This is a genomic window from Stappia indica (assembly GCF_009789575.1).
Taxonomy (GTDB): domain Bacteria; phylum Pseudomonadota; class Alphaproteobacteria; order Rhizobiales; family Stappiaceae; genus Stappia; species Stappia indica_A.
The window spans coordinates 618,839-633,585 of record NZ_CP046908.1 but is presented as its reverse complement, the minus strand read 5'-3'; the positions used below and the strand labels follow the sequence as shown (position 1 = coordinate 633,585).

The following is a 14,747-nucleotide window of genomic DNA, read 5'->3' as shown; positions in this document are numbered from 1 at the left end:
AGAGGCGGCTGCGCGCGAGCGGTGCAGCCCGGGAACGTTCCTCCAAAGCATGGACGAGGCATGAAGGATCCAGTCGATTTCGCCGTGAACTCACTCGTGCCGATGGTCGTCGAGCAGACGAACCGGGGCGAGCGCGCGTTCGATATCTATTCGCGACTCCTCAAGGAGCGCATCATCTTCCTGACCGGACCGATCGAGGATCACCTTGCGACGCTCGTCTGTGCGCAGCTGCTCTATCTCGAGGCCGAGAACCCGACCAAGGAGATCGCCATCTACATCAACTCGCCCGGCGGCTACGTGACGTCGGGCCTGGCGATCTACGACACGATGCAGTTCGTTCGTCCGGAAGTGTCCACGCTGTGCATCGGCCAGGCCGCCTCCATGGGCTCGCTGCTGCTGGCGGCGGGTGCCAAGGGCAGCCGCTTCTCGCTGCCGAACTCGCGGGTCATGGTGCACCAGCCGTCCGGCGGGTTCCGCGGCACGGCGGCGGACATCATGCTGCATGCGCAGGAGATCCTGAGCCTCAAGAAGCGGCTCAACGAGATCTACGTGAAGCACACCGGCCAGTCTCTCGACGCCGTCGAGGAGGCGCTGGAGCGCGACAAGTTCCTGACACCGGAGATGGCCAAGGAGTTCGGCCTGATCGACGGCGTCATCACCAGTCGGGCCGGTCTTGCCGGCGGCGACGACAAGTCTAAGTGACGTAACGGTGCCAGGGTCGGACCCGCCCTCGGGTGGCGTGCGGCGTCCCGTTCGGTCCAAGAAGACCGGCGCCATGGCTTCGCCTTAAACGTATATTGATTTTTGAGGTGGAAGCATGATGACATTTACGGGACGAGTGCGGGCGGGTCTCTAGTCCGGTTCCGGAAAAGAGGAGAACGGCTTCGTTCTTCTCGCCAGATACAGCGGAAGGACAAGTCCTTCCGAAGCACGCGGGGTTTACCTGATGACTAAGGCCAGCGGCGGCGACTCGAAAAACACGCTCTACTGCTCTTTCTGCGGGAAGAGCCAGCACGAAGTGCGCAAGTTGATCGCCGGCCCGACCGTATTTATCTGCGACGAATGCGTCGAGCTGTGCATGGACATCATCCGCGAGGAGAACAAGTCTTCGCTGGTCAAGTCCCGTGACGGCATTCCGACGCCGCAGGAGATTCGCGGGGTCCTTGACGATTATGTGATCGGCCAGGGTCCGGCGAAGAAGGTGCTGTCGGTCGCGGTGCACAATCACTACAAGCGCCTGAACCATGCGTCGAAGAACAACGACGTCGAGCTGGCCAAGTCCAACATCCTGCTCGTCGGCCCGACCGGCTGCGGCAAGACGTTGCTGGCCCAGACGCTCGCGCGCATTCTCGACGTGCCCTTCACCATGGCGGATGCGACCACGCTTACCGAGGCCGGCTATGTCGGCGAGGACGTGGAAAACATCATCCTGAAGCTGCTGCAGTCGGCCGACTACAATGTCGAGCGCGCGCAGCGCGGCATCGTCTATATCGACGAGGTCGACAAGATCAGCCGCAAGGCCGACAACCCCTCGATCACCCGCGACGTGTCGGGCGAGGGCGTGCAGCAGGCCCTGCTGAAGATCATGGAAGGCACCGTGGCTTCCGTGCCGCCGCAGGGCGGGCGCAAGCATCCGCAGCAGGAGTTCCTGCAGGTGGACACGACCAACATCCTGTTCATCTGCGGCGGCGCCTTCGCGGGCCTGGAGAAGATCATCTCCGAGCGCGGACGCAAGACCTCGATCGGCTTCAAGGCCAATGTCGAGGCGCCTGAGGACCGGCGCACCGGCGAGCTGTTCCAGGAGCTGGAGCCCGAGGATCTGCTGAAGTTCGGCCTGATCCCCGAGTTCGTCGGCCGTCTGCCGGTGATCGCGACCCTTGGCGACCTAGACGAGGAAGCCCTGGTCGAGATCCTGACCGAGCCGAAGAACGCTCTGGTCAAGCAGTACCAGCGCCTGTTCGAGATGGAGAATGTCGAGCTGGCGTTCCACGACGAGGCGATGAAGGCGGTGGCCCGCAAGGCGATCGAGCGCAAGACCGGTGCTCGCGGCCTGCGTTCCATCCTGGAGTCGATCCTGCTCGACACCATGTACGAGCTGCCGGGCCTGAAGGGCGTCAAGGAAGTGGTGATCTCGGCCGAGGTCGTCACCGGCGAGGCGCGTCCGCTCTACATCTACGAGGACCGCGCGGAAAATTCGGCCACCTCCGCCTGAGGCAGCTTTTCCGCGTTTCATCGATCCTGGAAGGCCCCGGTCCCGCAACGGTCCGGGGCCTTTGCCGTCTCAGGATCCCGGTCGGACGAATTGTCAGGTTTCCGCAGCGGCAGAGTTTTAACGGATTTCCCCGGTTTTCTGCCTTTTTCCCCGCGGGGAAGCGCAGATTTTCGGCGAATCAAGCCGGTTTGGGCTTAGACTCAAGGTCAACGCGGGGCGCCCGCGCGGTCAGCGTGCCTTGACACGTTGCGGGGGGCTCGCCACCTATTGGCATAACAGGCAAGCGGGGCGACCGCCGCCGTGCCCGGCAAACGGGGCGAGGGTGGTCGGCCGGTCTGGACGCCAGCTCCCATCGGCCATCGGCCGGGCAGGGGGCGAGATGATCCTGGCACCGCTTCCGTAATGCGCCCGTCGTGTCTGCCACTCCCCGGGGCGGCGGGTTCGCAAGGAAAGGAAGATCCATGACTGATTTCGATGCGCGGACCGAGGGCGATACCACCCTCCATGCCGTCCTCCCCTTGCGCGATATCGTCGTGTTCCCGCACATGATCGTGCCGCTGTTCGTCGGCCGCGAGAAGTCGATCCGTGCCCTTGAGGAGGTGATGAGCGCCGACAAGCAGATCCTGCTTGCGACGCAGATCAACGCCTCCGACGACGAGCCGTCGCCCTCCGACATCTACGAGGTCGGCACGCTCGCCACCGTGCTGCAGCTGCTCAAGCTGCCGGACAACACGGTGAAGGTGCTGGTCGAGGGCGTGTCGCGCGCCCGCATCTCGTCCTTCACCGACCGCAGCGACCTGTTCGAGGCGCATGCCACGGCGCTGCCCGACACCGACACCGACACGGTCGAGGTGGAGGCGCTGTCGCGTTCGGTCGTTGCCGAGTTCGACAATTACGTGAAGCTCAACAAGAAGGTCTCGCCCGAAGTCCTCGGCGCGATCGGCCAGATCGACGACAATTCCAAGCTCGCCGACACGATCGCCTCGCACCTGGCGGTGAAGATCCCGGAGAAGCAGGAGATCCTCGCGATCACCTCCGTCGCCGGACGTCTTGAGCGCGTGCTCGGCCTGATGGAGAGCGAGATCTCCGTCCTGCAGGTGGAAAAGCGCATCCGCTCGCGCGTCAAGCGCCAGATGGAGAAGACCCAGCGCGAGTACTATCTGAACGAGCAGATGAAGGCGATCCAGAAGGAACTCGGCGACGGCGAGGAAGGCCGCGACGAGGTGGCCGAGCTGGAAGAGCGCATCGCCAAGACCAAGCTGTCGAAGGAAGCGCGCGAGAAGGCCAATGCGGAGCTGCGCAAGCTCAAGCAGATGAGCCCGATGTCGGCGGAAGCCACGGTCGTGCGCAACTATCTCGACTGGCTGCTGGGCATTCCGTGGGGCAAGAAGGGCAAGGTCAAGCACGACCTCAAGCATGCCCAGGAGGTGCTGGACGCGGACCACTACGGCCTGGAGAAGGTCAAGGACCGCATCGTCGAGTATCTCGCCGTGCAGAAGCGCGCCAACAAGCTGAAGGGCCCGATCCTGTGCCTTGTCGGCCCTCCGGGCGTCGGCAAGACCTCGCTCGGCAAGTCGATCGCCAAGTCCACGGGCCGCGAGTTCGTGCGCATGTCGCTCGGCGGCGTGCGTGACGAGGCGGAAATCCGCGGTCACCGGCGCACCTATATCGGCTCGATGCCCGGCAAGGTCATCCAGTCGATGAAGAAGGCGAAGAAGGCCAACCCGCTCTTCCTGCTCGACGAGATCGACAAGATGGGCATGGACTTCCGCGGCGACCCGTCCTCGGCCCTGCTGGAGGTGCTGGATCCGGAGCAGAACTCGTCCTTCATGGATCACTACCTGGAGATCGAGTACGACCTCTCGGACGTGATGTTCGTGACCACGGCCAACACCCTCAACATCCCGGCGCCGCTGATGGACCGGATGGAGATCATCCGCATCGCCGGCTACACCGAGGACGAGAAGGTGCAGATCGCCCGTCGTCACCTGCTGCCCAAGGCCGAGAAGGACCACGGGCTGCGCAAGGGCGAGTTCGAGGTGTCGGACGAGGCTCTTCGCAAGGTGATCCGGCGCTACACCCGCGAGGCGGGCGTGCGTAACCTCGAACGCGAGCTGGCGACGCTGGCCCGTAAGGCGGTCAAGGAGATCCTGATGTCCGACAAGCCGGCCATCAAGGTCGACGAGGCGGTCGTCGAGGAGTTTCTGGGCGTGCCGCGCTATCGCTACGGCGAAGCGGAGCTTGAGGACCAGGTCGGTGTCGTCACCGGTCTTGCCTGGACCGAGGTGGGGGGCGAGCTGCTCACCATCGAGGGCGTCATGATGCCCGGCAAGGGCAAGATGACAGTCACGGGCAACCTGCGCGACGTGATGAAGGAGTCCATCTCGGCTGCTGCGTCCTATGTCCGCTCGCGGGCCGTGGACTTCGGCATCGAGCCGCCGCTGTTCGACAAGCGCGACATCCACGTGCACGTGCCGGAAGGTGCGACGCCGAAGGATGGTCCGTCGGCCGGCATCGCCATGGCCACTGCCGTCATCTCGGTGATGACGGGCATTCCGGTGCGCCGCCATGTGGCGATGACGGGCGAGATCACCCTGCGTGGGCGGATCCTGCCGATCGGCGGTCTGAAGGAGAAGCTGCTGGCTGCGCTGCGGGGCGGCATCACCACGGTGATGATCCCCGAGGACAACGCCAAGGACCTCGCGGACATCCCGGACAACGTCAAGAACGGGCTGGAGATCATCCCGGTCTCGCGGATGGAAGATGTGCTGAAAACCGCGCTGGTTCGCACGCCCGAGCCCATCGAGTGGGACGAGGCGGCGGCCGATGCGGCAGCCAAGGCGGTGGTGCAGGAGGATGACGCGGCCAAGCTCGTCGCCCATTGATCCACTGCTTATTCACAGGAAAAGGGGCGCCGGCGTCAGCGGGCGCCCCTTTGACATGTAAAAAGCCGAAAAAATCGCGGATTTCTGCGCTTTTCGGCTTGCCACGGGCGGGATTTCGCAAGACTGTCCCTCCCCGAAGCCTGTCACGAATCGTCGGGCTTGCTGTTTCCAGGAAAGGGACTGCCATGAACAAAAACGACCTGATCGCCGCTGTCGCAGAGAAGACGGGCCTCACCAAGGCGCAGGCCGGCGAGGCTGTCGACGCAGCGCTCGACGCGATCACCGGTACGCTGAAGAGCGGCGGTGAAGTCCGCATCATCGGCTTCGGCAACTTCTCCGTCTCCGAGCGCGCTGCCTCTGAAGGCCGCAACCCGCGCACCGGCGAGACGATCCAGATCCCGGCGTCGAAGACCCCGAAGTTCAAGGCCGGCAAGGGCCTCAAGGACGCCGTCAACGCCTGATTGGCGCGACCGTTCGAACCCTTCCGCTGACGGCCCCTGCGGGATGCCCGCCGGGGCCGTTTTGCGTCTGCGACGGGCTTGCCGGGCGTCCTCGTTGCGTCCGCGGCTCTTGGGCGGCGCGCGAGAGCCGGGATGCGCTGTCGTCCGGCCGTTATCACACTGGTTGAATTCGCCGGCGGCTCGGCTTAAAAGGCACCAGCCTTCGGCCTGCCCGCAAGGCTCCTTCCGCGGTGGCCCCGGATCGTTCCGAGCCGCGCCGGACGGGCGGTTAGCTCAGTTGGTAGAGCGCCTCGTTTACACCGAGGATGTCGGGAGTTCGAGTCTCTCACCGCCCACCACGTTTTCCCGATCTAAATTCCTTTGTGTCCGTCCGTGCGCTTTCACCGTCGGAAAGGATGACGCGCGGCCCGTCCCGATGCTGTTTGCCGGGTGCCGGCCGGTCATGGCAACCGGCGAATGCTTGACTTGATGGCCGGCCCTGTTGTCACCTTTGCTGCCGGCGTGCCGGTAACCGCTCCGCTCCGATCGACCTTGGCTGCCGGCCGACCGCCGGTCCTGCCAGGTCTCGCTTCCCGGTGTTTCATATCGGGATACTGGCCTGCCGTGCGGTCCTCTGACCGACGGACGGGCGCCTTTGCAAGTGGATGGGCTGCCGGGACATGGACGACGACAGGAAGACGCAATCCGTACAGGAATTCAGCCGGATCCTCAGTGACCTGGAATTCGCGATCGTCAATCTCTCCTTCGGGTTTCACAAGTGGGTCGAGATCTGCATGTCCGCCAGCGGCACGCGCGGACTGAGCCCGATGGACATCCTCGTGCTGCACGGGATCAATCTGCGGGCGCGGGGGCGGAGGCTTGCGGAGATCTGCATGGTGCTGAACATCGACGACACGCATCTGGTCTCCTATTCGCTGAAGAAGCTGCTGGCCGCGGATCTTGCCCGGGTGCATCGCCGGGGCAGGGAAAGCCACTACGAGACCACGGAACTGGGCGACCGGACCTGCGACGAGTATCGCCGGGTGCGGGACGAGTTCCTCGTGCCGAACATCCAGTGGTTCATCGAGGGGCGCTCCTCGACCGAGATGCAGCAGGTCACGCTTTTCCTGAAGACCATGACGGCGATGTATGACCAGTCGGGCCGCTCGGCAACGGCCGCGGCCCCCAGCGTGATTCCGCCTCCCGTGCGCACCAAGCGCTGAACAGGGTCCGCGCGCTGCGGCCGTCCGTCCCCTTTCCCTGTTTTTCGCAGGCGTCCGGGTGCTGTTCCAGGTCCCCGAAACGCATGGCTTTGCCAGCGACAACCGGTGCCGTTTTGCGTGAAACGCCCTCGTTTCGCCGGCAATTTACTGCTTTGACATGCCTAGGTAACGGTGGTCTCCTTCTTGGTGGATGCGGTTTTTATCTGACAAAAAACAGTAAAAATCCCGATATACTCGGGTCTTCAGAAGGGGAACTGTGCGATGAGGAAATTCCGTTCCGGCCTTTCAGGCGTTCTTTCGTTCGGCGTTGCTGTGGGAATTCTGGCGTCAACTGCCGCCGCGCAAGAGTTCGAGTGGAGATATTTCACCTATTTCCCTGCCAACGACAAGCCGACGCAGCTGACCAGGGCTTTTGCTCAAGATGTCGAGGCCGCCACCGACGGCCGGCTGAAGATCACGATCTTCACCGCCGGCGAGTTGCCCTACAAGGCGGCCGACGTGGTGCGCAGCGTTGCCACCAACCAGGTGCAGATGGGCGATGTGGCGGTGGGCTTCGCCTCTGGCGACGTGCCGGAACTGAACGTCCTGTCCATGCCGTTCCTGTGCACCTCGTTCGAGGAGTTCGAGGCGGCCGCCAGCGAGATCGCCCCGACGGTCGCTGCGGTGATGCAGGAGAAGTTCGACATCGTTGCCGGTGTGCAGTGGACGATGCCGCCGCAGAACCTGTGGCTGAACCGCGAGATCGCATCGCTGGACGAGATCTCGGGGCTGAAGGTGCGCACCTGGAATCCGGAACAGGTGGAGATGATCAAGCTGCTCGGCGGCAGCCCGGTTTCCATTACCTCCGCGGAGGTCATTCCTGCCCTGGAGCGCCGCACCATCGACGGTGCGATCACCTCCGCCCTGTCGGCCAACGACTGGCGCGCCTATGACATCGTCAAGACCGGCTACATGGTCAACATGACGATGGGCCACCAGATGATGCTGGTGAACGGCGAGGAGTTCGGCAAGCTGCCGGAGGACATCCAGACCATCCTGCGCGGGAAGTTCGCCGAGTGGGGCCCGAAATACAACGCGATGTCGCAGGAGAACGAGCAGCTTGCCCGCAAGAACCTCGGCGACAACGGCGTCAACCTCGTGACCCCGAGCAAGGACGATATGGACAAGGCCGGCGCGGCGCTGCAGCCGCTCTGGCAGACGTGGGCCGAGCAGAACGGCAAGACCGGCCGGACGCTGCTGGACGCGGCGATGAAGGTCTGCGGCCCGGCCTGAGGCCGGATGTCCGCTCCGGCGGGCCGTGCCTCACCCGCGGCCCGCCGGCTCCCGATCCTTCCGACGGAGCCGGTCGTTCCCCATGTTGCACCCGATCGACAAAGCCATTGACGGGCTGTCCCGCGCAATGATGTTCACCGCCTGCCTGCTGGTTGTCGCGCTCGTCATCCTCATCAATGTCGAGGTGATATCGCGTTACGTCTTCAATACCTCCACCCTGGTCGCCGACGAATACGGCGGCTATGCCCTGGTCTGGATCTGCCTGCTCGGCTTCGGCCAGGCGCTCCGATCCGGGCAGTTCATCTCCGTCGATGCGTTTTCGCGGCGTTTTTCTCCCGTCGGGCAGCGTTTGGCCGCTGTTCTGGGGGCGCTGGTCGGGCTGGCAGCCACAGTGCTGCTCACCTACGCGACGTATCGGCTGGTGGCGATGAACCATCGCTTCGGCACGGTGTCGATCCAGCCCTCCGCCACGCCCTTGTGGATCCCCCAGGCGGTCCTCCCGTTCGGCTTCGGGCTGCTCTGCGTCGTCTACCTGCAGCTGTTGGTCCACGCGATCGCGGGTCTGCGGCGCGGTGAGGGGGGCGAGCCATGAGCTGGGAAGTCGCCTTCGCCATCTACGGCGCCCTGCTGTTCGCGCTGCTTTTCTTCGGCGTCGCCATCGGCTCGGTAATGGGCTTCGTCGGCATCGTCGGCGTGACGCTGGTCGGCGGCAGCCGCTTCTGGCCGACGCTGGGCGATATCGTTTGGAACACGCTGGACTCCTTCACGCTCGCCGCGGTACCGCTCTTCGTCTTCATGGGCGAGATCATCGCCCGGTCCGGGGTTTCGGCGCGGCTCTACTCCGGCCTGACGACGCTGATCGGCCGGGTGCGGGGAGGCCTTGCCCAGTCGAACATCGCGGGCTGCGCGATCTTTGCGGCGATCTCCGGATCGTCGACCGCAACCGCCATGACCATCGGCGTCATCGCGCTGCCGGAAATGCGCAAGCGCGGCTACAGCGACACGCTCAACCTCGGCAGCCTGACCGGGGGCGGGTGCCTCGGCATCCTCATCCCGCCCAGCATTCCGCTGGTCATCTACGCGTCCTCCGTGCAGGCGCCGCTGATCGACCTCTTCATGGCCGGTGTCGTGCCCGGGCTGCTGCTTGCCGCCGTTTTCATGGGCTACATCTGGGTCCGAACCTGGCTCAACCCGGCGCTGGCACCGCGCCCGGACAGCGAGCCGCGCAGCGGTCGGGACGTTGCCCGTGCTCTGGGCGACTGCGGTCCGGTCATCCTCCTCGTGCTGGCGGTGATCGGGGGAATGTATTTCGGCATCGTCACGCCGACGGAGGCGGGCGGGCTCGGTGCGCTTCTGGCGGTGCTTCTGTCCCTCCAGAGCCGGACGCTCAGCATCGCGGTGCTCAGCGAGGCGCTGAAAAGCACCGTGATGACGACGACCGTGGTCCTCTTCATCATGATGAACTCGCAGGTTCTCAGCTATGCGCTGACCCTGTCGGGGGTGGGGCGGGCGCTGGCCGAAGGCATTGCCGTGCTGGACCTGTCGCCCTTCGTCTTCTTCCTCTGCCTGATGGCGCTGTTCACGGTGCTCGGCATGTTCATCGATGGCATCTCGATGATGCTGTTGACGGTGCCGGTCCTGCTGCCGGCGATCCTGGGCGCAGGTTTCGACCTGGTGTGGTTCGGCATCGCCATGGTGCTGTTCATGGAACTGGGGCAGTTGACGCCGCCGATGGGGCTGAACCTGTTCGCGATCCAGTCGATAGCGGGCAAGGTCTCCCTGGAGAAGATCGCCTACTCCTCGTTGCCCTATGCGCTGATCATCGTGGCGTTCTGCCTGTTGATCTACGCAGTGCCGGAGATCGTCCTCTGGCTGCCGCACACGGCCGGCTGATACGCAACAAAGGCAAGTACAATGACGTATCTGGACTTCAGGAGTGACTTCCTGTCGCGCCCTTGCGCGCGCATGGCCGAAACCATGGCCAAGGCGGCGCTCTCGCCCGGTGCCTTCGGACTGCGGAACGATCCGTGGCAGCAGCGGCTGGAGGCCCGCACCGCGGAGCTTCTGGGCAAGGAGGATGCCCTCCTGTTCCCGACCTGCACCATGGCGAACCTTGCGGCGATGATCGCCTGGACCCGGCCGGGCGACACCGTGCTGGGCGATGCGACCAACCATCTGGCGACATCCGAGGCGGGAGGGCACGCGGCGGTCGCCGGGATCGAGTATCGCGGGCTCGCCGGAACGTTCGGCATGTCGCCGCTTGCCGAGTGGCAGGCGGCCAGCGCACCGCCCGCCGACGCACAGCGCGCTTCGGTGCGTCTCTTTGCACTGGAGACCACCCACAACCGGGGTGGCGGCAATGCCATCGGCGGCGCCCATGTGGCGGCGGTCGCAGAGGTCGCGCGGGCGGCCGGCGCCCACCTGCATCTCGACGGCTCCCGCCTTTTCAACGCGGCCGTCGCGCTCGGCGAAATGCCGGCCCGAGTGGCTGCAGGAGCTTCGTCCGTTTCCGTCAGTCTCAACAAGGGCTTGCGGGCGCCGTCTGGCGCAATGCTAGCCGGTCCGCGCGACTTCATCAGTGAGGCCTTGCGGATCCGTCAGCGGCTCGGCGGCGGCATGCGGCCCGTTTCGATGATCGCGGCGGCGGGTCTCGTCGCGCTGGAAAACTGGGGCGAGGTGGTGGCCGATCACGAGACGGCCGCGCGGCTCCGCGAAGGCTGCCGCGATCTTCCCGGCCTTGCGCCGGTCGATCCGCCGGTTCCCACCAACATCGTCCTGCTGCGCCTGGCGCCCTGTTGGGGCGGTCCGGAGGCGTTCTGCCGGCGGCTTTCGGGGGAGGGCGTCCTCGCCATCCCCTTCGGGGCGGATCTCGTCCGCTTCGTCACCTATCGCGACATCACCCGTTCGGCGGTCGACCAGGCGCTGCAGGCGCTGGCGCATCTCGCCAACACGCATGAAAGGCAAGACGACGAATGACTTACCGTATCGGAGTAGATATCGGCGGCACCTTCACCGACCTGGCACTCTTCGACGATGCAGCCGGCACCGCCATCACCCACAAGCTGCTGACCTCGCCGGACGAACCATCCCGCTCGGTCCTGGCAGGTGTCGTTGCCATTGCCGAGAGCGCGGGGATCGCCATGAGCGAGGTCTCCGCCATCGCCCACGGAACGACGCTCGTCACCAATGCGGTGATCGAGCGGCGGGGCGTGCCGACGGCGCTGGTCACCACCGAAGGCTTTTCGGACGTGCTCGATATCGCGCTGGAGCGCCGCTACGACCTGTTCGACATGCGCATCGCCTTCCCGCAGCCCATGGTGGCGCGAAACCAGCGCCTGGAGGTGCGCGAGCGCGTCCGCGACGACGGCAGCGTCGTCACCGCTCCGGATCGTGCGGAAGTGGAGGCCGGGCTTGCCCGCCTGGTGGAAGAGCAGGGCATCCAGGCGGTGGCCGTGTGTTTTCTGAACTCCTACGCCAATCCCGCGCATGAGCGCCTCGTCGCCGGCTGGATCCGGGAGCGTTTCCCCGATCTCTATGTCAGCCTGTCCTCGACCGTCTTTCCCTATCCGCGCGAATACGAGCGCTGGACGACGACCTGCATGAACGCCTACGTCCAGCCGATCGTCGACGGGTATCTGGCCCGGCTCGAGGCCGGGCTCGGGGAGCTCGGCTTTACCGGCAAGTTCCTGGTGATGAGTTCCAGCGGCGGCACGCTGGCGAGTTCCATCGCCCGGGAGTTCCCGATCCGCCTGCTGGAGTCGGGCCCGGCCGCCGGGGCCCTGATGTCGGCCCATGTCGGCAAGGTGCTCGACGAGCGCAACGTGCTTGCTTTCGACATGGGAGGCACGACCGCCAAGGGCTGCATCATCCGCGGCGGCACGCCGATCAAGCGCTACGAGATGGAAGTGGCGCGGGTCCACGAGTTCAAGGGCGGCAGCGGGTTGCCGGCCAAGATCCCGGTCATCGACATGATCGAGATCGGCTCCGGCGGCGGCAGCCTTGCCGGAACCGACGAGCGCGGCACGCTGGCGATGGGGCCGCGCAGTGCCGGCGCGGTTCCGGGGCCGGCCTGCTACGGCCGGGGCGGGGAGCGGGCGACCCTGTCGGACGCCAATCTCCTGCTCGGCTATCTCGGGGCGGGCTCGTTCCTCGGCGGCAAGATGGCGCTGGACGAAGCTGCAGCACGCAAGGCAATTGCCGGTCATGTCGCCGAAAAGCTGAATGTCGACCTGGTGGCGGCCGCCTGGGGCATGCATGAGGTCATCAACGAGGATGTCGCGCGGGCCTTCCGCGTCCATGCGTCCGAACGGGGTATCGACTATCGCCGCTCCAGCATGGTGGTTTTCGGCGGATCGGGCCCGCTGCACGGCGTGCGTGTCGCCCGCAAGCTGAAGATCCCCAAGGTCATCTGCCCGGCCGGCGCCGGCGTCATGTCCGCCTTCGGCCTCTTGAGCAGTCCGCCGGCCTTCGAGGTGGTGCGGTCGCGCCAGATCGGCATCGACCGGCTCGACCCGTCCGATCTCGCCGGCATCTGCGCCGAGCTGGAGGCCGAGGCCGCCGAAGTCCTGGCAACCGGCGGTGTCGCGCCGGAGGCGATCCGTTTCCGCCGCCGTCTCGACATGCGCTACAGCGGCCAGGGCTACGAGGTGGAGGTGGCGCTGCCGGACGACAGCGATCCGCAGAGCCTCCACGCCGCCCTGCCGCAGCTCTTCGATGAGGCCTATGCGGCGATCTTCGGCATGACCCTGCCGGGGCGGCCGATCGAGATCCTCAACTGGAAGATCGAGGCCTATGGCCCGCTGGCGGCCCTGCACCAGACCTACCGGGTGCTGCAGGAGCCGGAGAGCGCGACGGCGCTGAAAGGCAGCCGCAAGGCCTATTTCCCGGAAGCGGGCGGCTTCGTCGACTGCCCGGTCTACGACCGCTACGCGCTGGCGAGCGGTGATCAGGTCACGGGCCCTGCGCTCATCGAGGAGCGGGAATCGACCTGCGTCCTGGGTCTCGGCGACCATCTGACCGTCGACCCTTTCATGAACCTCGTAATCGAAATCAGGTAAGACATGAGCAAGATCGACCCCATCGCCGTCGGTATCTACTGGGACAGGCTGATCTCCATCACCGACGAGATCGTCAACACCCTCGTGCGGACGTCCTTTTCCACCAATGTGCGTGAAAGCTACGACCTGTCCTGCCTGCTGTTCGACGGCCGCGGCCGGATGCTGGCGCAGGGCAGCTACAGCGTGCCGTCCTTTACCGGGACGGCGCCGGCGACCCTGCAGCACATGCTGAAGCGGTTTCCGCCGGAGACCTTGTCGCCCGGCGACGTCGTCATCACCAACGACCCCTGGCTCGGCACCGGGCACATGTTCGACATCAACGTCATGCAGCCGGTCTTCCGCGAGGGGCGGATCGTCGGCTACTGCATGAGCATCAGCCACCTGCCGGATATCGGCGGGCGCGGGTTCTCGGCGGTCGCCCGCGAGGTCTACGAGGAAGGCCTGCGCCTGCCGGTGCTGAAGCTGATGGAGAAGGGGCAGGTCTCGGAGCTGATCCTCGAGCTGTTCCGCTGCAATGTGCGGGCACCGGAAGAGACCATCGGCGATCTGATGGCCAATGCCTCGGCCACCTCGGTCGGTGGGCGCATGCTGCTGGAATTCATGGACGAATACGGCATCGACGACATCTCGGACATTGCCGACGTGATCATCTCGCAGTCCGAGACCGCGATCCGGGAGGAGCTGCGCAAGATCCCGGACGGATGCTACGAGAATGCGATCCTGGTCGAGGGCGTGGAGGAGACCGTCCGGCTCGCCTGCGCGGTGCACATCGCCGACGGGCGCGCGCGGATCGACTTTTCGGGCTCCTGCGATGCGGTGCCTTCGGCGATCAACGTGCCGGTCTGCTACACCCACGCCATGGCCTGCTACGCCATCAAATGCCTGACCACGCCCGGCATTCCCAACAATCTCGGCTCGGTGACGCCGGTCGAGGTGACGGCGCGCGAGGGCTCGATCCTCAATCCGCTCCATCCCAGCCCGACCGGCGGTCGCCATGTCATCGGCCACTATGTCGCCCCGCTGATCTTCGGTGCGCTGGCCAGCGTCATGCCGGACCGGGTCCAGGCGGATAGCGGCATGCTCAACCTGATCAACGTGCAGGGGCGCAACCGCGAGGGCAGGGAGGTGTCCAGCATCTTCTTCGCCTGTGGCGGCTTCGGCGCGCTGAAGGGCATCGACGGCGCGCCGACGACGCCGTCGCCCTCCAACATGACCTCGATTCCCATCGAGGTCTGGGAGCGGCTGACCAGCATGACCTTCGTTGCAAAGCGGCTGTTGGCGGACAGCGGCGGGCCGGGCGAGTTCCGTGGCGGCCTCGGCCAGGAGATCGTGCTGCGCAACGGTTCGCCCCATCCGCTCACCGTCTCCTGTCTGTCCGGGCGGACCGAGTTTCCTCCGCTCGGCATGCTGGGCGGGGCGCCGGGCAAGCTGCGAGAGATCTCGATCAACGGGACGGTGGTGCACCCCAAGGGGCGCTACGTGCTGGCGCAGGGCGATACGCTGACCATCCACGAGGCGGGCGGCGGCGGCTTCGGCGATCCGAAGCAGCGCAAGCGGGACGCCGTTCTGGCGGATGTCCGCAACGGCTTCGTCTCGCCGCAGGCCGCCCGCGAGATCTACGGAGTGGCACCCGTCGCGTGACAGAGCGTGGAACCGCG

General features: G+C 65.5%; 11 protein-coding genes and 1 tRNA gene. All 12 read left to right on the top strand.

The window, feature by feature from the left end; genetic code table 11:
- Positions 1-60: 60 nt before the first annotated feature.
- The 12 genes from GH266_RS02910 to GH266_RS02855 all read left to right on the top strand — a co-directional run bounded on the left by GH266_RS02910 (position 61) and on the right by GH266_RS02855 (position 14,730).
- A complete protein-coding gene (locus tag GH266_RS02910; protein WP_158192557.1) occupies positions 61-702 on the top strand; it encodes an ATP-dependent Clp protease proteolytic subunit in 642 nt (213 codons plus the stop codon).
- A 244-nt stretch (positions 703-946) separates the two neighbouring features.
- Positions 947-2,212 carry an ATP-dependent Clp protease ATP-binding subunit ClpX gene (clpX, locus tag GH266_RS02905; protein WP_158192556.1) on the top strand — a complete coding sequence of 422 codons (1,266 nt, stop codon included), beginning with the start codon at positions 947-949 and terminating at the stop codon, positions 2,210-2,212.
- Positions 2,213-2,673: 461 nt separating this feature from the next.
- Positions 2,674-5,097 (top strand): endopeptidase La, encoded by a 2,424-nt coding sequence (gene lon / locus GH266_RS02900; protein ID WP_158192555.1) that lies wholly within the window; start codon positions 2,674-2,676, stop codon positions 5,095-5,097.
- A 185-nt stretch (positions 5,098-5,282) separates the two neighbouring features.
- Positions 5,283-5,558 (top strand): HU family DNA-binding protein, encoded by a 276-nt coding sequence (locus GH266_RS02895; RefSeq protein WP_067215746.1) that lies wholly within the window; start codon positions 5,283-5,285, stop codon positions 5,556-5,558.
- Positions 5,559-5,820: 262 nt separating this feature from the next.
- Positions 5,821-5,896, top strand: a tRNA-Val gene (locus GH266_RS02890).
- 321 nt (positions 5,897-6,217) lie between these two features.
- Positions 6,218-6,760 (top strand): winged helix DNA-binding protein, encoded by a 543-nt coding sequence (locus tag GH266_RS02885; protein ID WP_158192554.1) that lies wholly within the window; start codon positions 6,218-6,220, stop codon positions 6,758-6,760.
- A 261-nt stretch (positions 6,761-7,021) separates the two neighbouring features.
- Positions 7,022-8,032, top strand: a complete 1,011-nt coding sequence (locus GH266_RS02880; RefSeq protein ID WP_158192553.1) for a TRAP transporter substrate-binding protein — start codon at positions 7,022-7,024, stop codon at positions 8,030-8,032.
- Positions 8,033-8,114: 82 nt separating this feature from the next.
- The gene (locus GH266_RS02875; RefSeq protein WP_158192552.1) at positions 8,115-8,624 is read left to right on the top strand and encodes a TRAP transporter small permease subunit; all 510 of its coding nucleotides are present in this window, start codon (positions 8,115-8,117) and stop codon (positions 8,622-8,624) included.
- Entirely contained in the window at positions 8,621-9,925 is a 1,305-nt protein-coding gene (locus tag GH266_RS02870; protein ID WP_158192551.1) for a TRAP transporter large permease, read from the top strand. The genes GH266_RS02875 and GH266_RS02870 overlap by 4 nt, the downstream gene beginning before the upstream one ends.
- A gap of 21 nt (positions 9,926-9,946) precedes the next feature.
- Positions 9,947-11,008: a threonine aldolase family protein gene (locus GH266_RS02865; RefSeq protein WP_158192550.1), complete on the top strand. Its 1,062-nt coding sequence runs from the start codon at positions 9,947-9,949 to the stop codon at positions 11,006-11,008.
- Positions 11,005-13,089: a hydantoinase/oxoprolinase family protein gene (locus GH266_RS02860; RefSeq protein ID WP_158192549.1), complete on the top strand. Its 2,085-nt coding sequence runs from the start codon at positions 11,005-11,007 to the stop codon at positions 13,087-13,089. Before GH266_RS02865 ends, GH266_RS02860 begins: the two co-directional genes overlap by 4 nt.
- A gap of 3 nt (positions 13,090-13,092) precedes the next feature.
- The gene (locus GH266_RS02855; RefSeq protein ID WP_158192548.1) at positions 13,093-14,730 is read left to right on the top strand and encodes a hydantoinase B/oxoprolinase family protein; all 1,638 of its coding nucleotides are present in this window, start codon (positions 13,093-13,095) and stop codon (positions 14,728-14,730) included.
- Positions 14,731-14,747 lie beyond the last annotated feature (17 nt).